16 protein-coding genes are annotated in these 22,687 nt (G+C 55.6%); 9 read left to right on the forward strand and 7 right to left on the reverse strand.

Annotated features, from left to right (window positions below):
- Positions 1 to 10 precede the first annotated feature (10 nt).
- From QMG93_RS14015 to QMG93_RS14040, 6 genes are all read left to right on the forward strand, one after another.
- Positions 11 to 706 (forward strand): CoA transferase subunit A, encoded by a 696-nt coding sequence (locus QMG93_RS14015; protein ID WP_281937390.1) that lies wholly within the window; start codon positions 11 to 13, stop codon positions 704 to 706.
- Positions 691 to 1,356 (forward strand): CoA transferase subunit B, encoded by a 666-nt coding sequence (locus tag QMG93_RS14020; protein ID WP_010496592.1) that lies wholly within the window; start codon positions 691 to 693, stop codon positions 1,354 to 1,356. The genes QMG93_RS14015 and QMG93_RS14020 overlap by 16 nt, the downstream gene beginning before the upstream one ends.
- Before the next feature lie 15 nt (positions 1,357 to 1,371).
- On the forward strand, positions 1,372 to 2,556 hold the full coding sequence (locus QMG93_RS14025) for a thiolase family protein (protein WP_281937393.1): 1,185 nt from the start codon (positions 1,372 to 1,374) through the stop codon (positions 2,554 to 2,556).
- 207 nt (positions 2,557 to 2,763) lie between these two features.
- On the forward strand, positions 2,764 to 4,041 hold the full coding sequence (locus tag QMG93_RS14030; protein ID WP_281937394.1) for a peptidase: 1,278 nt from the start codon (positions 2,764 to 2,766) through the stop codon (positions 4,039 to 4,041).
- A gap of 28 nt (positions 4,042 to 4,069) precedes the next feature.
- On the forward strand, positions 4,070 to 5,440 hold the full coding sequence (gene gabT / locus QMG93_RS14035; RefSeq protein WP_281937396.1) for a 4-aminobutyrate--2-oxoglutarate transaminase: 1,371 nt from the start codon (positions 4,070 to 4,072) through the stop codon (positions 5,438 to 5,440).
- A gap of 30 nt (positions 5,441 to 5,470) precedes the next feature.
- The gene (locus tag QMG93_RS14040) at positions 5,471 to 6,895 is read left to right on the forward strand and encodes an aldehyde dehydrogenase family protein (protein WP_281937398.1); all 1,425 of its coding nucleotides are present in this window, start codon (positions 5,471 to 5,473) and stop codon (positions 6,893 to 6,895) included.
- 194 nt (positions 6,896 to 7,089) lie between these two features.
- Here QMG93_RS14040 and QMG93_RS14045 read toward each other — a convergent pair whose 3' ends face one another.
- From QMG93_RS14045 to ablB, 3 genes are all read right to left on the reverse strand, one after another.
- Positions 7,090 to 7,425 carry a hypothetical protein gene (locus QMG93_RS14045; protein ID WP_281937400.1) on the reverse strand — a complete coding sequence of 112 codons (336 nt, stop codon included), beginning with the start codon at positions 7,423 to 7,425 and terminating at the stop codon, positions 7,090 to 7,092.
- Positions 7,426 to 8,062: 637 nt separating this feature from the next.
- Entirely contained in the window at positions 8,063 to 8,638 is a 576-nt protein-coding gene (locus tag QMG93_RS14050; RefSeq protein ID WP_281937402.1) for a hypothetical protein, read from the reverse strand.
- 582 nt (positions 8,639 to 9,220) lie between these two features.
- The gene (gene ablB / locus QMG93_RS14055; RefSeq protein WP_281937404.1) at positions 9,221 to 10,090 is read right to left on the reverse strand and encodes a putative beta-lysine N-acetyltransferase; all 870 of its coding nucleotides are present in this window, start codon (positions 10,088 to 10,090) and stop codon (positions 9,221 to 9,223) included.
- Positions 10,091 to 10,469: 379 nt separating this feature from the next.
- Between ablB and QMG93_RS14060 the strand changes: the two genes are divergently transcribed.
- Positions 10,470 to 10,736, forward strand: coding sequence for a YokU family protein (locus QMG93_RS14060; protein ID WP_281937406.1), 267 nt, complete (start codon positions 10,470 to 10,472; stop codon positions 10,734 to 10,736).
- 310 nt (positions 10,737 to 11,046) lie between these two features.
- Here the strand turns inward: QMG93_RS14060 and ablA are convergent, their stop codons facing one another.
- Both ablA and QMG93_RS14070 read right to left on the reverse strand, forming a co-directional pair.
- A complete protein-coding gene (gene ablA / locus QMG93_RS14065; protein ID WP_127459581.1) occupies positions 11,047 to 12,468 on the reverse strand; it encodes a lysine 2,3-aminomutase in 1,422 nt (473 codons plus the stop codon).
- Between the two features lie 110 nt (positions 12,469 to 12,578).
- Positions 12,579 to 14,015: a sigma-54 interaction domain-containing protein gene (locus QMG93_RS14070; RefSeq protein ID WP_281937407.1), complete on the reverse strand. Its 1,437-nt coding sequence runs from the start codon at positions 14,013 to 14,015 to the stop codon at positions 12,579 to 12,581.
- Between the two features lie 488 nt (positions 14,016 to 14,503).
- Between QMG93_RS14070 and QMG93_RS14075 the strand changes: the two genes are divergently transcribed.
- Complete coding sequence (locus QMG93_RS14075) at positions 14,504 to 14,653, forward strand: hypothetical protein (protein WP_281937408.1); 150 nt, start codon at positions 14,504 to 14,506, stop codon at positions 14,651 to 14,653.
- Between the two features lie 56 nt (positions 14,654 to 14,709).
- Here the strand turns inward: QMG93_RS14075 and QMG93_RS14080 are convergent, their stop codons facing one another.
- Positions 14,710 to 15,003, reverse strand: coding sequence for a DUF5316 domain-containing protein (locus QMG93_RS14080; protein WP_281937410.1), 294 nt, complete (start codon positions 15,001 to 15,003; stop codon positions 14,710 to 14,712).
- Positions 15,004 to 15,052: 49 nt separating this feature from the next.
- Positions 15,053 to 15,715, reverse strand: coding sequence for a DUF2625 family protein (locus QMG93_RS14085; RefSeq protein WP_281937413.1), 663 nt, complete (start codon positions 15,713 to 15,715; stop codon positions 15,053 to 15,055).
- 186 nt (positions 15,716 to 15,901) lie between these two features.
- On the opposite strand from QMG93_RS14085, the gene QMG93_RS14090 reads away from it, so the two are divergent.
- Entirely contained in the window at positions 15,902 to 22,090 is a 6,189-nt protein-coding gene (locus tag QMG93_RS14090; protein ID WP_281937415.1) for an OmpL47-type beta-barrel domain-containing protein, read from the forward strand.
- Positions 22,091 to 22,687: the final 597 nt, after the last annotated feature.

The following is a 22,687-nucleotide window of genomic DNA, read 5'->3' on the forward strand; positions in this document are numbered from 1 at the left end:
AGGAGAACGCATGGAGCTTGTAAAAAAGCGAAGCAAGGTCGCCGGGCTGGAGGATGCGCTTCAGCATATCCGCGACGGGATGACCCTGATGTACGGGGGCTTCGGAGGCGTGGGCAATCCTCCGTCCTTGTGCCAAGGCATATTGGATAAAGGCGTGCGCGATCTTGTTCTGATTGGCAACGACTGCGCGTTCCCGGATATCGGCATCGGACGGCTGATCACGGCGGGCCGGGCCAAAAAAGTCATCGTCTCGCATATCGGCTCCAATCCGAACGCCGGCCGGTTCATGAACGAGGGCGTGCTTGAGGTCGAGTTCAGCCCGCAAGGGACGCTGGCCGAGCGCATCCGCGCCGGAGGCGTCGGCTTGGGCGGCATCTTCGTCGATGTCGGCATCGGCACGATTGCCGAAGAGGGCAAGCAGCAGATCGTGCTGGACGGTAAGCCGTATTTGATCGAAACGGCGCTGACCGCCGAGGTCAGCATCGTGCACGCGCAGAAGGCCGATCCGTACGGCAACTTGATCTATGACAAAAGCGCCCGCAATTTCAATCCGCTTGTCGCGATGGCTGGAGATTACACCATTGCCGAGGTCGACGAAATCGTGCCGCTCGGCGAGCTGGAACCGGAATGCATCGTCACCCCGGGGATTTATGTCGATATGGTCATACCGAGTCAAGGAGTGAACTGGACATGGGCGTGGGAGTAGAAGACAGCCGTTACCGGATCGCCCGGCGGGCGGCGCAGGAAATTCAAGACGGGATGCTCGTGAACCTCGGCATCGGGATTCCGACCTTGGTGGCCAATTATGTGCCGCCGGAGATCCAAGTGTTTTTTCACGCGGAAAACGGCATCCTGGGCACAGGACCGAGCCCGGCCAAGGGGAGTGAAGATCCCGCGCTGTGCAATGCCGGAGGCTTTCCGGTGACCATCGTGCCGGGCGCATCGTATTTCGACAGCGCGACGGCGTTCGGGATTATCCGCCGCGGCTATGTCGACATCACGATTCTGGGCGCGCTCGAAGTGAGCCAGCACGGGGATTTGGCGAACTGGATCGTTCCCGGCAAACGGGTGCCCGGGATGGGCGGAGCGATGGAGCTGGCGCAAAAATCGCGCAAGGTCATCGTGCTGATGAACCATACGAACAAGCAGGGCGAGTCGAAAATATTGAAGCAGTGCTCGCTGCCTTTAACCGCGCCGCGCTGCGTGGATATGATCATTACCGAAATGGCCGTGATGGAAGTGACGGACGAAGGACTTGTTTTGCGGGAAGTGATGGCCCCCTTCACAGCAGAAGATGTCATCCGGCAGACGGAAGCGGAGTTGATCGTTCCGTCCGTCGTGTCCACGATTCAATAAGGGAGGCAATCCGTGATGAATGAAGTCGTTATCGCGGCGGGAGTCCGCACGGCGGTCGGAGCCTTCGGCAAGTCGCTGCGGGATGTGCCCGCCACCGAGCTGGGGCGTCAAGTGCTGACGGGCTTGATGGCGAAAACGGCGCTGCCGAAGGAAGACGTTGGCGAAGTCATTTTCGGCCACGGCTATGTGCACGGCGGAGGGCTCAATTCGGCCCGAATCAGCTCGCAGCGGGCAGGTTTTCCGCTAACGGTGCCGGGGCACATCGTCATCAAAGCATGCGGCTCGGGCCTCAAGGCGATCACCAACGCAGCGCTGGCGATTGCGGCGGGGCAAGAGGAAGCCGTCATTGCGGGCGGCGTGGAGAGCATGAGCCAAGCGCCTTATTTGGTCCGAAACCGCTGGGGCACGAAATTCGGAAATGTCACTATGGAGGACGCACTGCTCGCCGACGGGCTGACCTGCTCGTTGGGGAATGAGCATATGGGCATGACTGCGGAGCGATTAGCCGAGCAGTACGGCATTACACGGGAAGAGCAGGACCAGTTTGCGTTCGAAAGCCATCGGAAGGCGGCCGACGCGGTCCGTAGCGGACGGTTCAAGGACGAAATCGTGCCGCTGGAGCTTCAGGAACGGCAAGGCGTCCGGCTCTTCGACCGGGACGAGTCGCTGCGGGAAGATATCGAGCTGGCGAAGCTCGCCAAGCTGCCTGCCGTCTTCAAGCAAGACGGCACGATCACCGCGGGCAACGCCTGCCCGATGAACGACGGCGCAGCCGCCGTGCTGCTGCTGTCCCGCAGCAAAGCGGAGCGGGCGGGCATCCAGCCGCTGCTCAAGGTCAAGGCGTTCGCCAGCGCCGGAGTCGATCCGGGCGTGATGGGCATCGGGCCGGTGCCTGCCGTCCATAAGGCGCTGCACAAGGCGGGGCTAACGCTCGACGACATCGGGCTGATCGAGCTGAACGAGGCGTTCGCCGCGCAAGCGCTGGCCGTCATCCGTGAGTTGAAGCTAAACCCGGAGCGGGTGAACGTCAACGGCGGCGCGATTGCGCTGGGGCATCCGGTAGGCGCTACCGGAGCGAAGCTGACCGTGACGCTGATGCACGAAATGCTGCGGTCCGGCGTGAAGTACGGCATGGTGACGCTGTGCATGGCCGGCGGCATGGGCATTGCTGTGATCTACGAGAACGTGAGCGAGGCGTAGGTTTAGATTTTTTTGGGGGTTCGGTGAAAAAAGGAGCGGAGCGAGCGGAATCATTCTGGAGAAGCGTAGCGGTCGCCTTTGTCTCCGGATTCTAACCTCTAAAGGGGTTATTGGATGAAAGAATCCGGGGACAAGAGCGAATCGGAAGAATGATCCGCACGCGCAGCAATCACCTTTTCACCTTACTTCCGCACAAGGAGGAGAAACATGTCAGAGCTCCAAGCACGGATTAAGCAGTGGATGCGCACGAACAGCGAGGAAGGTATGGCCTTCCTGCAGCGGCTGGTGCAGGTGCCAAGCACGCAGGGCCATGAGGCGGCGGCGCAGGCATTGGTCGCCGAGAAGCTGCAGCAGATGGGTTTAGAGGTCGACGTATGGGAGTTGGACGTGGAAGCTTTGAAGAAGCATCCGTACTTTTGCTCCTCGCGGCCGGATTTCGATAACTGCCCGAATGTGGTCGGCATTCTGCGCGGGTCCGGCGGCGGGAAGTCGATCATCCTGAACGGCCATATTGATGTCGTCCCGGAGGGGGAGCGCGAGCAGTGGTCGGACGATCCGTACAGCGGCGCGATCCGAGACGGCAAAATGTACGGCCGCGGCGTCACGGATATGAAAGGCGGCAACGTCTCTCTGCTGCTGGCGATCCAAGCGATCCAAGGGCTGGGCCTTCGGCTGAAAGGCGACGTCATCTTTCAGAGCGTCGTCGAGGAAGAAAGCGGCGGAGCCGGTACGCTCGCGACCGTGATGCGGGGCTACCACGCCGACGCGGCGATCATCCCGGAGCCGACGAATATGCGTATTTTTCCGAAGCAGCAGGGCTCGATGTGGTTCCGGATTCAAGTGAAGGGCCGGGCGGCGCACGGCGGCACCCGGTATGAAGGAGTCAGCGCCATCGAGAAAAGCATGCTCGTCATTCGCCATATTCAAGCGCTGGAGGAACGGCGCAACGCCCGGATCACCGATCCGCTGTATCAAAATACGCCGATTCCGATCCCGATCAACATCGGGGTCATCCAAGGCGGCAACTGGCCGTCCTCGGTTCCCGATCTCGTCCGTTTGGAAGGCCGGATGGGCGTCTCGCCCGAGGAAACGATTGAGGAAGCGAAGCTGGAGATGGAGCAGTGGCTGGAGCAGCTTGCCGAGCAGGACCCGTGGTTTAAGGAGCACGCCCCGGTGTTGGAATGGTTCGGTGCCCGCTGGATTCCCGGTTCCATGGAGATGGAGCATGAGCTCATGCACACCTTGGCGGAGCAGTACCGCAAGGTCGCCGGAGCGGAGCCGGTCATCGAAGCGTCCCCGTGGGGAACGGACGGCGGTCTGCTGACCCAAGCGGGCAAGACGCCTGCCATCGTGTTCGGGCCCGGGGTTACGGAAGTCGCTCATTACCCGAACGAATATATCGAGCTGGACAAAGTGACGGAAGCGGCGGAAATCATTGCTTTGACGCTTATCGATTGGTGCGGACTGGACGAAACGAACGGTTAATTTTTCAAGCCGAAAGGGGAACAAACCAATGACAGCCCAACGAAAATTCGTATCGGTGGCAGCCGAATTGCCGGGAGCGAAGACAAAAGCGCTTCTGGAACGCAGACAGCAAACGGTATCCAAGGGAGTCGGCAACAACCATCCTTTGTTTGTCGAGAGCGCGCAGGGGGCGCTGCTGTACGATGTGGACGGCAACGTGTTCCTGGACTTCGTCGGCGCGATCGGCACCATCAACGCGGGCCACAGCCCGGCCGAGGTCGTAGACGCCATCAAGGCGCAGGCGGAAAAATACATTCATACGTGCTTCCATGTGGGGATGTATGAGCCTTATGTGGCGTTGTCGGAAAAGCTCGCGGAGATCACCCCGGGCGATTTTGCGAAAAAAGCCGTGCTCTTGAACAGCGGCGCGGAGGCGGTTGAGAACGCGGTGAAGATCGCCCGGAAATATACGGGCAAAACGGGCATCGTCTCGTTCACACGCGGCTTCCACGGCCGGACCCTACTTGGCATGTCCCTGACGAGCAAAGTAAAGCCGTACAAATACCAGATGGGGCCGTATGCCCCGGCGATCTATAAAGCGCCTTTCCCTTATCCGTACCAACGTCCCGCGTCGATGACCGAAGAGGAGTATGGGGATTTTTGCCTGAAGCAGTTCGAGGACTTCCTGCTGACCGAGGTCGCCCCGGAAGAGCTGGCGGCGGTCATTATGGAGCCGGTGCAGGGCGAGGGAGGCTTCATCGTCCCGCCGAAATCGTTCGTGCAGGGCGTCTTTCAGATTTGCAAGAAGCATGGTATCTTGTTTATTGCCGATGAAATTCAGACCGGCTTCGGCCGGACCGGAGAAATGTTCGCTTCGACGCTGTTCGATATCGAGCCGGATCTCATCACGCTTTCCAAGTCGATCGCCGCAGGTCTTCCGATCAGCGCCGTCGTCGGCAAAGCGGAGATCATGGACGCCCCGAACCCGGGCGAAATCGGCGGAACCTATGGCGGTAGCCCGCTCGGCTGCGCAGCGGCTTTGGCCGTGATCGAGATGATGCAGCGCGAAGACCTTCCGGGAAAATCGCGGGTTATCGGCGACACGATCCGCAGTCATTTCCAAAAGCTGCAGGATGAGTTTAAAATCATCGGAGACGTTCGCGGACTGGGTGCGATGTGCGCCGTGGAGTTCGTCGATCCGGACACCGGCAAGCCGGCGAAAGAGTTCGTTGCAGCTTTGCTGCAAGCTTGTTACCGAAAAGGAGTGGTCCTGCTCGGCGCAGGAGTCCACAGCAATATTGTCCGTTTCTTGACCCCGCTGGTCATCACGGAGGAGCAGCTGCAAGAAGGGCTCGACATTATTAGCGAGGCTATGGCGGAGCTGAGTGCCGTATCGGCTGGCGCAGGCAAGGCGGACTGATCGTATCGCATAAGGAGGCGGATTTACTTCATGAAAAAGCATGCATTCATCGACGGAACCTGGGTTGAGACGAAAAATTACACCCCGCTGTACTCGCCGTACTCCAAGGAAAAGCTGGCCGACATCGCTTCGGCCGATCTCGCGGAGACCGAGCTGGCGATCGAAGCGGCGGTCCGCTGCAAGCCGGTCATGCGAAGCATGCCGGCCCACCAACGGGCCAGCATTCTTGAAACCGTGTCCCGCCTGCTGGAACAGCGCCGCGAAGAAGCAGCCCGCCTCATCGCGCTGGAAGCCGCCAAGCCGATCAAAGCCGCTCTGATCGAGGTGGACCGCACGATCCAGACGTATAAGCTGGCCGGCGAGGAAGCGAAGCGGATTCACGGCGAAACGTTGGCGATGGACGCCGTTCCCGGAGGGGAAGGTCGCTTCGCTTATACCGTAAGAGAGCCGCTGGGCGTAGTCGGGGCGGTTACCCCGTTCAATTTCCCGATGAATCTGGTCGCCCACAAGCTGGGCCCGGCCATCGCCGCGGGCAATACCGTCGTCCTGAAGCCTGCGGGCCAGACGCCGTTATCCGCGTTCTTCATCGCGGAGCTGTTCATGGAAGCCGGACTTCCGGCCGGCGCGCTGAACGTCGTCACCGGCGCCGGCAGAGTCATCGGCGATAAAATCGTCGAAGACCCCCGCGTCGATGTCATTACATTCACGGGAAGCCCGTCCGTCGGCAAAAGCATCCGCGCGAAAGCCGGATTGAAGCGCGTCACGCTGGAGTTGGGCTCCAACTCCGCCGTTATCGTGGACAGCGACGCCCGGATCGATTCCATTATTGCTCGTTGTGTCACAGGCGCTTTCTCGTTCCAAGGCCAAGTCTGCATCTCCTTGCAGCGGGTGTACGTCCTGGAGGACAGGTATGACGAGTTTGTCGAAAAATTCGTCGCAGCGGCCAAGCAGCTCAAGCTTGGAGACCCGCTGGATGCCGATACGGACGTGTCCGCGATGATCTCCGAACGGGAAACGGAGCGGGCTGTGGAATGGATTCAGGAAGCCGCGCAGCAGGGAGCAACCGTGGCGCTGGGCGGAACGGCCGAAGGCGGGATTCTTGCGCCGACGGTGCTACTGAACGTCCCTCCTGACGCGCAAGTGTCCTGCAAGGAAGTGTTTGCCCCGATTGTGCTGATCAACAAGGTCAGCTCGGTGGAGGAAGCGGTAGACTGGGTCAACCACTCCATCTATGGGCTCCAAGCAGGGATTTATACCGACAACCTGCACACGGCTATGAACGCGATCGATAAGCTGCATGTGGGCGGCGTCATGATCAACGACATACCAACCTTCCGGCTCGATCACATGCCCTACGGCGGCGTGAAAGAAAGCGGCGTTGGACGCGAAGGTATCAAGTATGCGGTGGAGGAATTGACGGAGTTGAAGCTCGTGGTGTTTAACCGGAGTCGGTAGGTGTAGGGGAAGGTCTAAAAAGCAAAAGTATTCATCAAGCGTCGGATATTTAACCGATTGAAATCACCGCTCTGAAAGCAGTTCAACATCATCATTGGTTCAGAGTAGACGGCGAAAAGTTTTAGCAGAGGCTTGAATTAAACAGAGGCAGATCCCAATATTGTGATCTACCTCTGTTTTTACGTTTTTCCAAATTAGTAAACTGTAACCTCGTAAATAACTTGATTGTCTTCATCGATAACTAGAACGGGATATTCATCCGCTTTTACGCCTGTAACTTTCGTGTAAGTGCTGTAAATTTTTACATCGACCTGTCCAAAATCAAATTCCAGCCTTACGTGGGTTGAAGGAATCTTGAAGCTTGTTCCAACACGTAATTTTTTGTACTCTCTGGTATAACTTGATGTACTAACAGATTTAGAATCAGTATATGATGCAGTACCTTGTGAAGCATGAGCGTCATATGTGGGTAGCGTGGCAATCAAAGAAGCTAATAAACCAACCGACAACATTGCTTTACCAAATTTCATGATTAATCACTCCCATTTAATGTTTTCTCCTGCTTGCTGCACAGCTTTTCCGTGTGTCGAGACTAATGCACTTTTAGTAAGCGGGTGTTAATTTATTTCGTAGTCGTGATCACCTCCCCTTCTTGGATTTGATCATACACTATTTTCCGCAAAACTAGGCAAATCATGATAATCTGGTTAAAATACGGCATTATCCTGCACAAAAAATGTCGGAAACAGATATAAAAGGGAAATGTCATTTACTTGAAGCAGTATGTAACGTTATCTATGATCAACTTATTACTTCACTGCTTGGGTTTCCAAAAACCAAAATAAACTATCTGGCACAAGGCTTATGGCGTTTGGTGGGGGCTTCACATGAAGTTTACGCTGCTTCATTAGATAAAAAAATTACAGCTGCTACTAAAATACGGAGCTATTTTTAAACTCTATCCTTGAACTTGCCAGTCATTACGATAGCTTCATCACAAGTCCACCAAATGAGGAATGTGTACAAAAGCTTTTGCTCCTGCTCCGAATAAATAAAGTTTTGCACTTTCTATCAATAAAGATAGAGGACGATCCTAAATGGTCATATCATCGTATTCTGACTTAGAATTCGAGAAGCAGCGGAACACGGCTTCTTGTGAAGACCACGTTAACCTTCCCTATCCTCCAAAATCTGATCAATGATTAATAAGTGTTGTGTAATCCGCTTCTTCCGATAATGCTTGCACCAATTCTGTACGATAGATAGCAAAAACAAAGAAGTTACAATCACAGCGATTGGAGTAAAAGATCCAAAAATCGATGAAAATAACTCGTTAATGCTGCTTTCATCAGATAACGAGGCAGATCCATTTTTGCTTTGAATCGAAAGAAAATTATTTGTAGTGGAAACGAAAACTCCTAAAATAAAAGTACCCACAGGTAGTATAAATTTTACGAAAAGATCGACAGCAATTTGAAAATACGTTGTTTCAGTATCATACGATTTAAGTAAGATACGGATTTCTTTTAATTCTTGGGTTTCGATCTGATTATAGGCGTTGTAAGTTTGATGAAACCTGTAGTTCTTAATTTTCTTTTTATTTCTTCCCCGAGCTTGATTCCAACTCTTCGTGTACTGCGCAATCGGACCTTCTAGGCGTGATTTGAACATCTCTAATAGAATGGCTTCAATCGTTATGAACAAACAATCGATAATGATGACAATCAGTGTAGTTTGACTCATGGCTGGCCTCCAAAGCTGGAAGAAGATACATACACTATAGGACATAAAGGACTATGGTTCTAATAATTTTACACGGATACAGGAAAATGTAAATATCTGTCGAATGTATCTCGAAAACGAAAAGTCCGCTTTTAAGAAGCGTAGACGTGGTTAGGTTCACGTGAAAGCTGGATAAGGAGCATGTAGACTAGGCTCAATCGATTTTGGGGATGGAGCCTAGGTGAGAGGGGATACGGTATGAGATGGTCGGAAGTTTGTAGCCGCTACCCTAGTTGTTTTGTTTTGGTGGAAGCTCTCAAGGCTGTGTCGAACAATCACATGCGTACAATTGAAGAAATGACGGTTGTGGAAGAATACGATAACCCTATGCAGGCTTGGGCGGGGATACATTAAAGCTATTTACAGAGCATGATAATACTTAGAATGGAACATGAACTATTCAGGGGCTGACGCGGGCGATTGCGGGGAATGGCCTGTCCAGAAAGCACCGATATCATCAGGCTCACATAATCCCTCGGGTTTGGTTACAGGGTTGATTGTACCGAATTCCACGAACGCATGAAAGGGAAGGCCTAGCTTCCGCTAAGTCCTTCCCTCCCTGAGGTCGTTCACCCACAGATTCATATCCTCGAATTTGTCGTAAATCTCGACGCTTTTCGTCAGTCGGCCGTAGTAACGGTATCCCGTCTGCCCGAGGGCGGCATTCATGCCGAACGAAAGGGCTCTCGCCAGCGAATAGGCGCAATAGATCTTCCTGCTGCGCAGTTCCTCTTCCAGAGCATAAATGAGCACTCTCATCAGCCCAAGCTTGCGGTAAGCCGGAAGTGTGGCACAATCCGTAATTTCCGCATTGCGGTACGCTTCGTTGATTTCCGCCGAGGCGGCACTGATTAGCAGGCCCGCTTGTTCCACAAGATAAAAGACGGTGCCCTCCCGGATGACCTTCTCAACGTACCCAGACTGGCTCATGGGGGTCGGGTACGTCTGAAACACTTGGCCGTACAAAGCGGCAAGCGCCTCGGCATCTTCCGGCTGGGCAATACGCAGCGTACAGTCTGCGGGGATCTGCGGGCGTTCCGGCTTCAAGGGGAGCTGAAGCACTTGCCCCAGAATCTGATCTTCCTCGATCCAGTAATCGCTGGTCCGGCGCTCCAGATCGAAGTAGACGGCCATACAGTAGGCATCGCTGCCAAGAAAATAGCCCTTATAAATCCCTTCGAGCATACACCCTTTGGATAAAAAGGCAGACCAATCTTCTTCGCGCGACTTGACGAAGGCTTTGGTTAACGCGTGCTGGCCGGCAAGCTCGCACATACGCCCGTAAATAGCATCGATATTTCCCCGGTAATCGTCCACCCGTATCCTTTTGTTAAAGAAATCGAGGCAAACATGCATCTCGTAATCGCATCCCTGCTCGATTTGATTCGTATAGTAAGCTTGTTCTTCCAGCATGTTTTTCCTCCTCAGAGCTTTCCTCAGGAAAGCTACTTCGTAAGCATGAGCTTAGTTTTCCAAAGGAAAACTATCTTCGTAAGCATAGGCTTAGCTTTCCGCAGGAAAGCTGTCTTCGCAAATCCGTTTCACCCGAGCGGTTCCTCCCTAAAGTTTAAAGCAAAAACAGGGTCAATGCGAGAGAGGATCAAGTCCGCTCCCTTGGTGGACAAAAAGTTTTGCTGCAAAATGATGGCGAAGTGCAAAAGATTTTGCGCCTTTGTACAGCTTCCACCCGGTCTATAAGGTTATTTCGTCCCCAATCCTAAGTTGGCATCAACTTTGCTTATATACCATATGGTAAAAATAATGACAACCTGGAGAGGGGAGAGAACAAACAATGAAATGTATGTGGTGCGATGCGGAGTCGATCCGCGAGAGTGTAAAAGATTGCTATTGGGTGGCGCCGGACGGGAAGACGGCGGTGCAGATTCTGGAAGCTCCGGCGTTGGACTGTCCTAATTGCGGACAATATGTGACCGAAAGCATGTCGCAGCGAATCGAAGAGGCGCTTTATTTGAACGATTTCTCCACGCTAGGAAGCAAGTTCCGTTACGAAGAGCTGATGAACGCGCCGCGGATCAACAAATTTTCGAGCAAGGGTTGACCTGAGATAAGGGACGTGCCTGCTGCCCGCGCAGCCCGAATAAAGCCCTCGACGCTCCCTAAGTGGATGCACGAGGGCTGATTCGCTTGCCCGGACGTTTTTCGCGAGAGGACGATCACCCGCCGTACTACAACAAAACGCGTTCCGGGAGGGCGGTGCGTGGAGGAACTCCGGAGGCCTTGATGAAAAACAACGACTGGTGCAACATGCTCACCACACAGCCCTTCCGCGCGCCAAAATCCTTGCACAGCCCCCGCCTACATAGCGCCTCAAGGGGGGAGCCACCAAAACTCCCCCTATCGCCAACGCCTCACGCCTCTGCGCTCGAAGCATCCTCCTTCTGCTTCACCGCTTTGATCAGCTTTTCCTTCATTTCATCCCGCTTTTGCCTGCGGTCTTTCAGCGAGGTGTGCTCGGAAGCTTCCTCGTACGATTTTCTGCGGCCGATGCGGTGCAAGTTTTCCGGCACAAGGTTGAATTTTTCGTCCTTCATGAGGGCGATAATTCCCGTGCTTGCCGGTGCTTGCTGGATGCCGTAAATTTCGTTGAAGTATTCGTCGGCGCGGCCCGGGACATAATTTTTCGGCTCCGGGTACCCGACGATAACGCCTTCATAGTTGCGCAGGATGACTTTGTCTTGGCTTTGCGAGATCAGATAGTTCGGCTGCAGCGCGATTTTTCCACCGCCTCCGGGGGCGTCGACGACGAAGGTCGGGACGGCATAGCCCGAGGTATGGCCGCGCAGCGCCTCGATAATTTCCAGCCCTTTGGACACGGGCGCACGGAAATGGCCGATGCCTTCGGACAAATCGCATTGGTAAATATAGTAGGGGCGGACGCGGATTTTGACCAGCTCGTGCATGAGCTTTTTCATAATATGCGTGCTGTCGTTAATGCCCGCCAGAATGACCGCCTGATTCCCCAGCGGAACGCCCGCGTTGGCCAGCATTTCGCAAGCCTGCTTCGCCTCGGCTGTAATTTCCAAGGGATGATTGAAATGCGTGTTCAGCCATACCGGATGGTACTTTTTCAGGATGTTGCACAGGTTCTCCGTAATGCGCTGCGGGAAGACGACCGGAGCCCGCGTGCCGATCCGGATAATCTCGACGTGGGGGATCGCCCGCAAATTTTTCAATATATACTCCACAATGTTGTCGTTGATGAGCAAGCCGTCGCCCCCGGACAGGAGCACGTCGCGGACTTCCGGCGTACGGCGGATGTAGTCGATGGCATCGTCCAACTGCTTCTTCGGTACCCCCATGCCCACTTGGCCCGAGAAACGGCGGCGCGTACAGTAACGGCAGTACATGGAGCATTGGTTCGTGACCAGGAACAGCACACGGTCCGGATAACGGTGGGTTAAGCCCGGCGTCGGGGAATCTTCGTCCTCGTGGAGCGGGTCCTCCAGGTCGTATTTCGTTTTCAGCAGCTCCGCGGAGATCGGCACCGACTGCAGGCGGATCGGGCAGCGGGGATCGTCCGGGTGCATCAGCGAAGCGTAATACGGCGTTATATTCAATGGAATCGTTTGCGTCGAAATGCGCACGCCTTCCTCTTCCTCGGGCGTCAAATTGACGACCTGCTTCAACTCGTCCAAGGTGCGGATCGTGTGCGTCAATTGCCACAGCCAATCGTTCCACTGCTCCTCCGTCACGTCTTTCCACAGTTCGACGTCTTTCCAATGCCTTTTGCTGCTGAGAGGGGGAACATTTGCTTTGCTTTGCGGGTCCATCATCGGTACGCTCATCCAGAGCACCTCCATTGATCGTTTTCACTTAATGTATAAGCAAAAACCATGCCAGTACTGGGAGATGCTGTGCCCACGCCGACAAAATTCCACCGCTACGGCTTCCTCGCGATCCCGTACCGGTTCAGCTTATACTGCAAAGCCTGCCGCTTGATCCCCAACGCTTGCGCGGCAAGGCTGATGTTGTACCCGTGACGCTTGAGCGCGTCGACGATCGCCTCCCGCTCCATCTGCTTCATCCGGTCGGTTAATTTCCCTGCCGGGAACGCGGTAAGGTCCGGCTTCCGCAGAGCGGGAACCGGCACGGGACAGGGAACTTCCCGCAGATTCGCGGGCAGGTGACGATCCTCGATGATCTCCTCTTCCGGCTCGATCATATTGAAGGCGGATTCGATGGCATGCCCCAATTCGCGGACGTTGCCAGGCCAGGCGTAAGCCATGAACCGCTGCATGGCCGACGGAGCCAGTCCCGTAATTTTCATGCCGAACATCGGATTGAACTTCTCGATAAAATGCTGCGCGAGTAGCGGAATGTCCTCCTGCCTGCGCAGCAGCGGCGGGAGCTGCAGGTTGACGACATTGAGCCGGAAAAAGAGGTCTTGCCGCAAAATGCCCTTTTCCAGCGCTTCCTGCGGTTCCATGTTCATCGCCGCCACGATTCTGACGTTCACCTGCTGCTCCGTCGTCCCACCGATTCGCCGCACGATGCCGTCCTGCAGCACCCGCAGCAGCTTGGCCTGAAGCAGCAGATCCAAGCTGTTGATCTCGTCCAGAAACAGCGTGCCGCCGCTGGCCTGCTCGAACAAGCCCGCACGGTCCACCGCTCCGGTGAACGCGCCTCGGGTCGTGCCGAACATGATGCCTTCCATCAGGTCGCCGGGTACGGCGGCGCAGTTCTGCGCGATGAACGGATGATTGCGGCGGACGCTCGCATTGTGCATGCTCTGGGCAAATAACTCCTTGCCCGTGCCCGTAGCCCCACAGATGAAGACGGGAGAGCTGGTGCGGGACGCTTTTTTGGCTGTAGAAACCGCTTCCAGAAACGCCGGGCTCTCTCCGATTAAGTCGCTGAAATGATAGCGGGCCGCGCCCGTCTTTTTGCCGTCCTTCTGCTTGGCTTGGTACAACTGGTGGCGCAGGTCCAGAATCTGGTCGTGAAGCTGGACGACGCTGGTAATGTCCTTGGCGACCTCCAGAGCGCCCGTAAGCTGATCGTTATCGAAGAGCGGATACGTGCGGTTGATGGTCGTAATGCGTTTGCCCGTGACGTTGACGTAGGTCTGTATTTTTTCGGGCACCTCTTGTCCGGTCTGCAGCACTTTGGCCAGCGTGCTCGTTTCGTGGGTTAAGGAAGGGTAGACGTGAAAAATATTTTTATGCAGCACCTGCTTCCGCGCAAGGCCGTCGATCTCCGCCATTTTGTCGTTATAAAAGACGGTCGTGCCTTCCCGGTTCACCAGATGGACGCCCACGTCGACCATATTTAATATTTTCTCGAAATATTGGGACCCGAATTCGTTCGGATCGGACATCAGGATCACCGCCTCCAGAAAAATCTCTCAACTAATAAAATATGACATGTCGAATAAGAAAAGAACATCGGCCTCCTCGCGCGAATAAGGTACGGAACTATTCTACTTGATAAAAACAATTAAGGCAAAAATTTGAAATGTTAAAAGAGTCGTCGGAGCATGAAATTTTGCATCCTGAGAAAACCTGGCGAAAAAAATTTTGCGCCGCCGAGAACCAAACGGAGACCGCCAACACTCTAATGGGGTGTATTCCTGATCGCAACAACGGTTGCGGCGGCCGGCTTGTTTATGGCTTCGATTCCGGCGGCGCAGGTGCCGCAGAAGGCTTTTGCAGCAGAACAGTTAATTGGAGACGGAGCTCGATCCGAAGACAGTGGAAGGGGCGCGTCAGGTGATGCAGGAGCTGTGGCATTACCGGGCCGCTTCCCGGTAATCAGGCGGGGCTCATCGGTCTTGTCCAGAACGGAAAGGCGTTGGAGCGCAAAAGCTTGAAGTTCGTCGGGAAGAACGGAGAGGCCTACTCGTACGTACAAGAGTTTTCGCCGCTGGATAAAGAGCAGCCCGTTCGTCTGACGACCTATACGATGCCGCAAATCGATTTTTATAAGGAGCTGGAAATGCGGATCCCGATCCGCTGATGGGTTTAAAGCCGTGCGGTCCTTGGTAGAAGGACTTGCACGGCTTTTTTTTCGATTTACAGCGAACTGAAATATACGATGGCGGCCAGAAGCAGGTTAGGGAATCCGATCATAAAACAGTACGTTGCCCACTTCCCTCTGGCTGCTCTATCCTTGGCGGTACTGATCCAATAGTTGGCCCTCGCCCGATCACCGCTTACGCTAGAAGCTGTAAGGATGGCTGCCGCTCCTGTAAAAATCAGCCCGACTATCCCGGCATACGTATAAAATATGGCGGGGTCTTGCAAAAACATAGCGGTCAGTGCGACAACGAGCAAGTAACCCAGCCCAAGGATGAGGGAGTTTCTCACAAGCGATCACGCCCCATTTTCGATGGAATCCTATCCAATTCGAACTTTCTCATTTAAGTTTACTATCGTTTAAAAAAATATTCCATAGTTCTTCGATCGGAACGACGGATCTGGCGCGATCGGTAACAGGGGCGCCGTCTGTCCAAAGGAACGGATAAATCGACACTCCCTGATTTCCATCGATAGGCCGAATCTCTTCTGCCCAGCCTTCCCACCGAAAAGTCTCATAAAATTTTTGCACATCGCCAAAGCAAGCCCAATATAAAAAATCCGAAAACCCCATATCCAGACTTTCCCACTCCAAGGTATCGGGAGCAAAATAAAATACATCTCCCGGTTTGCCCTCGAAGGCTCCGCCGTTCAGCGCAAAAAAGCCGCCTACTACGTCGTCGGCGATCAAGAACGATGAAGGAAGTCTTGTGCTTTTTCCATCGGCGCCGATTTCATTCCATGTGATCAAATTCCTCGGCAGCCGTCGACTGCCGGAACCCAAGATGCGCAGCCAACCGTTCTCGATGAGGATGCCGCCGGTATAATACGCAACAGTACCTAAGACGGATCGGGTCGTCACTTGCAGTTGATGCAGTACCTCTGCGGCTTCGTGCGGATTCGCGGGTAAAATTTCGACGGTATTGGCAGCCTTGGCAACCCAGTCCTGCACTTCCAGCCATGTGGACTCCGTTTCGTCAATCAGTTCATCCAACGATTTCATTTATAGCACCTCATTTCATAAGGACCTCTCTTCATCCAAAAATTATACAACAACACGATCTCGATAAAAAATTTAACGGTTCGGAGTTAACCAAAGTTAATATCCTTCGGTTATTCCATTTGGTACTCTAGATGTAACTATTTGGACCCAAAGTAACAAGGAACTTTCGAAGGAGTGAATTCGAGTTTGATCCATATCACATTACGGAGACTGTTCTGGTGCGCGGTCTTTTTGGCGAGCGTGTTTGCAGGGGGGAGTCAGCTTGCGCATGCGGCAGTCATGATGGAACCATTGCCGGATTCGGCGAACTTGCCGGAAAATATTTCGGGCGTTACATCCAGCTTGGTGCAGTCCGGCAACCGCATCATGGTGACCGGGGGGCAAAAGGCAAATTCGTCTACTTTTGCGCGGTATTCCTATACATTCAACCCGACGGATCGGTCCTGGACTTCGCTTGCGCCGCCCTTGCAGCTTTCTTATCACAAGCAAAGCATGCTGAAGGACGGAAGAGTGCTTGTCACAGGCGGGTCGAAGTTCGTCCCGGGGACAGGATACGTTTACAATAACGTGGCCAAAATTTACAGCCCCTACTCCAATACCTGGTCTGATGGCGCGTCATTGCCGGTAGGGAGTATATTCGGAAACACCCAAAGCACCTTGCTGGACGGCCGGGTGCTTATCGTAGGCGGTGCGAACGAGATTTGGTCGGGAATGGACCGCAGCACGATGTATAATCAGGCCTATGTATACGATCCGGGTATGAATCGTTGGGAGGAAGCGGCTCCTTATCCTTATCCCATTTACGATGCTGCACAGAGCACGCTAAAGGATGGACGCGTTCTCGTTACCGGCGGGCAGAGCCATTACGTCTACCGCTTCGATGCTTATTTGTACGATCCATCGAATAATACGTGGACCAAGGCGGGGAATCTGCCGTTTGAAGGCGACACGTTTTTCCGCCATGCCCAGGTGACGCTGCCGAACGGCAAAGTGCTGGTGATGGGAAAAAAGTATTTCTATATATACGATCCGGCGACGAACCAATGGACAAAGGATACGGCTACGATTCGACAGCTGACCAATGCCCAACTTTCGGTATTCGGGAATGATGTGTATGCTATGGGCGGATATGACGAGAATTGGGAAACCAATGTGAACGTATATAAGCTCACGTTTGATTTTACGCCGCCTACGGCCCCGGCGATTAGCGGCCCGGGCCCCGAGTGGAGCACACAAGACGTAACGGCGGTGATCACGCCGGGCACGGATGCGGACTCCGGGGTCGCCCGTACGGAGTACAGCTTATCCGGGGCGACGACACTCGGCTGGACGCCTTACAACGATGGAGACAAGATAACCATTACGAATGACGGACAAACCACGATTAGCGCAAGAACGATAGACCTCTCAGGCAATATAAGCCCAATCGCGACGGCCGTCGTCAAAATCGATCGCACGGCGCCGACGCAGCCGGTAGTCAAGCTTTCGGCAGCGTCATGGACGGCCTCCGATGTCGCGGTAACGATTACGTCCGGAACCGATAACGGCGGGTCCGGCGTGAATCGTACGGAGTTCAGCTTATCCGGTGCGACGACGCTGGCTTGGACGACGTATACCGGTCTGGTGACGATCACGGCCGAAGGCCAAACGACGGTAAGTGCGCGAACGATCGACAACGCAGGGAACATCAGCAGCGTCGGGACTGCCGTGGTGTCCATTGATAAGACGGCGCCGACGGCTCCGGCGGTTATTCCGGCGACCTCGCAATGGACCTCTGCGGCAAACGTCGCGGTGACGATCACAGGGGGAACGGACAGCGGCGGCTCGGGCGTAAACCGTACGGAGTACCGCTTGACGGGAGCGACGACGTTGGGGTGGACGACATACACCGGGCCATTGTCGATCGCGGCCGAGGGCCAAACGACGGTAAGTGCAAGAACGGTAGACAATGCGGGGAATACGAGCGTTACCGCCTCGACCGTCGTCAAAATCGACCGGACAGCCCCGACGGCGCCATCCCTTAGCGCATCCGCAGGTTCATGGACCGACTCGGATGTCACGGTGACGATCACGGGAGGAACGGATAGCGGCGGCTCGGGCGTGAACCGAACGGAATACAGCTTGACGGGAGCGACGACGCTCGCATGGAAGGCCTATACGGACCCAGTGACGATTACCGCCGAGGGTCAAACGACGGTAAGTGCGCGAACGATAGACAATGTGGGAAATATAAGTGTTATTGCCTCGACCGTCGTAAAAATCGATCGGACAGCCCCGACGGGGCCGACCCTTAGCGCATCCGCAGGTTCTTGGACGAATTCAGACGTCACGGTAACGATCACAGGAGGAACGGACAGCGGGGGTTCGGGCGTGAACCGAACGGAATACAGCTTGTCAGGAGCGACGACGCTCGCCTGGACGGCTTATACGGGCCCGGTGACGATTACCGCCGAGGGTCAAACGACAGTGAGCGCGAGAACGGTGGACAATGTCGGAAATATGAGCTCGACCAACACCGTTGTTGTGAAGGTGGATAAAACAGCGCCGACCGTACCGACAGTAAGTCCGGCGACCATGCAATGGACCTCCGCGCCGAACGTGGCTGTGACGATCACAGGAGGGACGGACAGCGGGGGCTCGGGAGTGAAGCGAACGGAGTACAGCCTGACGGGAGCGACAACGCTCGCATGGACGACGTATACGGGCCCGTTAGCGATTACGGCTGAAGGCCAGACGACGGTAAGTGCGAGGACGATAGATAATGCGGGGAATATAAGCGCTATAGCCTCGGCTATCGTGAAAATCGACCGGACGGCGCCAACGGCTCCTGCCCTTAGTTCATCCGCCGGTTCTTGGACGAATGCGGACGTCACGGTAACGATCGCAGGAGGAACGGACAGCGGCGGCTCGGGCGTGAACCGAACGGAATACAGCTTGTCAGGAGCGACGACGCTCGCGTGGACGGCCTATGCGGGCCCGGTGACGATTACGGCCGAAGGCCAGACGACGGTGAGCGCAAGGACGATAGACAATGCCGGGAATACCAGCGTTATTGCCTGGACCGTCGTTCGCATCGACCGGACGCCTCCGGCGGCCCCTATCATCACGGCGCCATTGGCAGGGGCGGTTCTTCCGAACAACAAGCCGACGGTGACCGGCACGACTGAAGCGAATGCGACCGTGAATATCACGTTGGACGGTGGGGCGAGCTCGACCGTGACCGCGGACGGAAGCGGCCGATGGTCGTATACTCCGGCCGCCGCGCTGGCGGATGGCGTCCACAAAGTCAAGGCGGTTTCGAAAGACGCCGCAGGCAACGAAAGTCCGGCTTCTGCGGAAATATCGTTTACCATCGATACGCAGCCTCCGGCACCGCCGATGATCGGAACACCGGTCAACGGCGGTTGGATCAATAGCCGTCGGCCGGTCATTACCGGTCAGGCGGAAGCGGGCGCGACCATAGCGCTGTATTTGGACGCGGCTCCGGTCGGCACGACGACCGCAGACGGCAGCGGCACGTGGACGTACCTGTGGCCTACGGATTTGGCTGACGGTGCGCACAGCCTGAAAGCTACCGCAGCGGATGCGGCGGGGAATGTCAGTCAGGCGTCCGCCGTGGTCTCTTTCACCGTAGATACGCAAGCTCCGGCCGCCCCGGTTATCCTTACACCAGCCGACGGGGCCATCACAGGCAGCAACCGGCCGATGATCTCCGGGACCGCCGAAGCGGGGGCAGTTCTTATTATTGATTTGGATGGAACCGAGACGGCAGCAGGGACGGCAAATGCCGGTGGCAACTGGTCTTATTCGCTACCGGACGCTCTGACGGATGGCAGGCATGCGATCAAAGTACGGGCGAAGGATGCGGCGGGAAATATTAGTCCCGCGTCCGCGACGGTGCATTTTACGGTAGATACCGAAGCGCCCGCGGCTCCGGTTATCCTTGCTCCGGCCGATGGTACGGCGACGAAACAAAGCAAGCCGGTTATTCGAGGAACTGCTGAAGCCTATGCCACCGTCCGTGTGGTCGTAAACGGAAGTCCGGCAGGCACTGTGATGGCGAATGCTGGAGGCAGTTGGACCTTTATTCCGCCTATCGTATTCGGCGATGACGTCTATACGGTTAGGGCGACGGCAACGGATGCCGCAGGCAATATTAGTCCGCCATCCGCGGAGATCAGGTTCACGGTAGATACGTTGGCCCCTCCGGCGCCTGTCGTGACAAACCCGGCTAACGGCGCCGTGACGAACCGGTCGAAGCCGACTATCGCGGGCAAGGCGGAAGCCAGTGTCACGGTGAGCGTGTACGTAGACGAAGTGCCGCTGGCGGAAACGGCTGCCGACGCGGGAGGCAAGTGGAGCTACACGCTTACGGATAGCCTGGCTGTAGGTACGCATGCTGTGAAGGCGCAGGCGACGGATGCGGCCGGCAATGCGGGACCGTTTTCCGCGAGCCATACGTTCACGGTCGTATCGGACAATGCATTACTGCAAACCTTGCAGCTCAGCGACGTCACGTTGAATGAAACGGTTACCGGGACGACTTACCGGTACACGGCACAAGTTCCGTTTTCGGTGACGGCAACTACGGTGACTGCCGTTCCTGTCGACGGAAACGCCTCGGTTCTGGTGCTGCAGGACGGCGAAGCCATTTCAGGACCGCTTCGGCTCCGTGTCGGAGCCCAGACGATCACGATTCAGGTGACGGCGCAGGACGGAACGACGGTTCAGCTCTACAACGTACTGGTGACGAGATCGCCCTCCAGCGAAGTGCAGTTGAGCGAGCTGACGCTGAGTCACGCAGCTCTGGCTCCGGAATTCCAAGGTGGGATGACGCGCTATACGGCGACCGTTACGAACGACGTCTATGCGCTGACGGTGCGGGCAAAGGCGGCGAGCAGCGAAGCCTCGATTCGCATCAACGGACAATTTTTTGCAAGCGGAGAGGCGGTCCTGCCTGTGGAGCTTCAGGTGGGAGCCAACCCGATAACGGTCGCGGTGACCGCGCAAGACGGAGTCACGACGCAGTCGTATACGGTGATGGTACACCGGAAGCCGAGCTCCAATGTCCTCTTGAACGGGCTCCTGTTATCAGAGGGAACTTTGAGCCCGGCGTTCGATAGCGGCATTGTTCATTATGAAGCGGCTGTCGAGCATGGGGTGACGAGCATGACGGTGACGGCATCGGTCTATGACCGGAATGCGCTGCTGACCGTTAACGGCAGAGAAGTGGCGAGCCATCAGCCGTCCCAACCGGTCGAGCTTCAGGTTGGCGTCAACCGCCTCGCGATAATGGTAACTGCCCAAGACCGCGTCAGCACGCAGGCCTACACGGTGGAGGTCACCCGCAAGCCAAGCACGAGCGCCGGCTTAACCGGTCTAAGGCTGACCGATGCGGCGCTGTCTCCGGCATTTGACAGTGAAATCACCGCATACGAAGCGAGCGTAGGCCATTCGCTCGGCAGTACGACAGTGACGGCGTCGGTCTATGACCCGAACGCTCGGATCTCGATCAACGGCAAGGTGACGCTTAGCGGGGAAGCATCTGCGCCGATTGCCTTGCAGGTTGGGGCAACAACGATTCGGATTACGGTAACGGCGCCGGACGGGCAAACTGTGCGGACGTATACGGTGCGCGTTCATCGGGAGGCTGCCCCGGAGCAGCCGTCGGACTCTTCCTCCGGGGGGAATGCGGGTGGAGGCGGCCCGGCTCCTGTCGAGGAGCCTAAAGTGCCGCAGAAGCCGGCAGTGCCCGACCGACAGCCCGCTGTACCCGATAAGCCTGCCGGTTCTTCGGCAGCTTGCGCCCCGGTGGCGAAGGTGCGTTTTACCGATATGTCCGGACATTGGGCGGAGTCATCGGTTTCGGAGGCCTCCGGCTGTGGCATCGTCGACGGGTTCGACGACGGAACGTTCCGGCCGAACGATCCAGTCACCCGAGTCCAGTTCATCACGATGCTGGTCCGGGCTAAGGGAATCGACAAGTCGGGGGGGATAGCTCCTGCTTCGGCAGCCTTCGCGGATCAGGAAGCCATTCCGTCTTGGGCCGCCGAAGCTGTGTTGATGGCCGTACAGCGCGGGATCGTTGACGGGTATGAGGACGGAAGCTTCCGTCCGGATGCGCAAGTGACGCGGGCCGAGATGACCGCGATGACGGCTCGCGCCTCTAACTTGCAAGCAGGGCCCGAAGCGGAGCTCTCGATGTTTACGGATGCGACGGATATTCCCGTCTGGGCCAAGGGCTATATTGCCGCCGCCCGGCAGCACGGGTTCGTTCAAGGGCGGGAAAATGGGCGCTTTGCGCCGCAGGAGCATACGACACGGGCGGAAGCGGCCGTGCTGCTGCTGCGGTGGGCTCGTTCGGCGGATCAATAAGCAGAAAGTAAAGAACGCAAACCTGGCAAGGTTGGAGTCGCCGGGTTTGCGTTTCTTTTTGCGGGTTAGAGAGGTTCGTCGTTCAAATAGCTGGCATCTCGTAAAGAGGTCGTCTGCCACTGCTTCAATTGCCGTTGGCGCGGTGTTATTTCGTTGCCAGGCGTGTCCTGCTCGAAAGTCGCATTTTGGTCAGCCCATATTTTCGCAAATACGATGCGTCTCGCTTCATAAAACGGGCATCTGCCGTTGATCTGAATACCGTGTACGGTCGGATATAATTCGGAATAGTTACTTCCACCACTTTATTAATCGGCGAATCCAAAAATATTATTTGAAAGTAACGTTATTTTTGAGTAATATTTATAATTGATATTGGTTGTGCGTATTTTTTTTGTTTCACGAAACGAAAGTGAGCACGATTGTTACACGAGCTGGGTTGACTCAACCCGCCTTACACCTAATGTAGAAGCACAGACGTTCCCAAGCGGGTATTGATAGCGGTAGAGTCTTTAATCCGCATCGAGCTTTTCCTGGCACCGGGGAAGATATAATCAAGAGAGAACTTGTTATGCGGCATGCTTGCAAATGAAGGTGCCT

Origin of the sequence: Paenibacillus tyrphae (genome assembly GCF_027925525.1) — a bacterium.
Lineage (GTDB): Bacteria > Bacillota > Bacilli > Paenibacillales > NBRC-103111 > Paenibacillus_G > Paenibacillus_G tyrfis_B.

What these genes read in the sequence shown, in the direction of transcription:
- QMG93_RS14050 (WP_281937402.1), bottom strand. Translation starts at nt 8,638, where the DNA reads ATGAGTCAAACTACACTGATTGTCATCATTATCGATTGTTTGTTCATA.
- QMG93_RS14025 (WP_281937393.1), top strand. Translation starts at nt 1,372, where the DNA reads ATGAATGAAGTCGTTATCGCGGCGGGAGTCCGCACGGCGGTCGGAGCC.
- QMG93_RS14015 (WP_281937390.1), top strand. Translation starts at nt 11, where the DNA reads ATGGAGCTTGTAAAAAAGCGAAGCAAGGTCGCCGGGCTGGAGGATGCG.
- ablB (WP_281937404.1), bottom strand. Translation starts at nt 10,090, where the DNA reads ATGCTGGAAGAACAAGCTTACTATACGAATCAAATCGAGCAGGGATGC.
- QMG93_RS14085 (WP_281937413.1), bottom strand. Translation starts at nt 15,715, where the DNA reads ATGAAATCGTTGGATGAACTGATTGACGAAACGGAGTCCACATGGCTG.
- gabT (WP_281937396.1), top strand. Translation starts at nt 4,070, where the DNA reads ATGACAGCCCAACGAAAATTCGTATCGGTGGCAGCCGAATTGCCGGGA.
- QMG93_RS14030 (WP_281937394.1), top strand. Translation starts at nt 2,764, where the DNA reads ATGTCAGAGCTCCAAGCACGGATTAAGCAGTGGATGCGCACGAACAGC.
- ablA (WP_127459581.1), bottom strand. Translation starts at nt 12,468, where the DNA reads ATGGACCCGCAAAGCAAAGCAAATGTTCCCCCTCTCAGCAGCAAAAGG.
- QMG93_RS14045 (WP_281937400.1), bottom strand. Translation starts at nt 7,425, where the DNA reads ATGAAATTTGGTAAAGCAATGTTGTCGGTTGGTTTATTAGCTTCTTTG.
- QMG93_RS14040 (WP_281937398.1), top strand. Translation starts at nt 5,471, where the DNA reads ATGAAAAAGCATGCATTCATCGACGGAACCTGGGTTGAGACGAAAAAT.
- QMG93_RS14070 (WP_281937407.1), bottom strand. Translation starts at nt 14,015, where the DNA reads ATGTCCGATCCGAACGAATTCGGGTCCCAATATTTCGAGAAAATATTA.
- QMG93_RS14020 (WP_010496592.1), top strand. Translation starts at nt 691, where the DNA reads ATGGGCGTGGGAGTAGAAGACAGCCGTTACCGGATCGCCCGGCGGGCG.
- QMG93_RS14060 (WP_281937406.1), top strand. Translation starts at nt 10,470, where the DNA reads ATGAAATGTATGTGGTGCGATGCGGAGTCGATCCGCGAGAGTGTAAAA.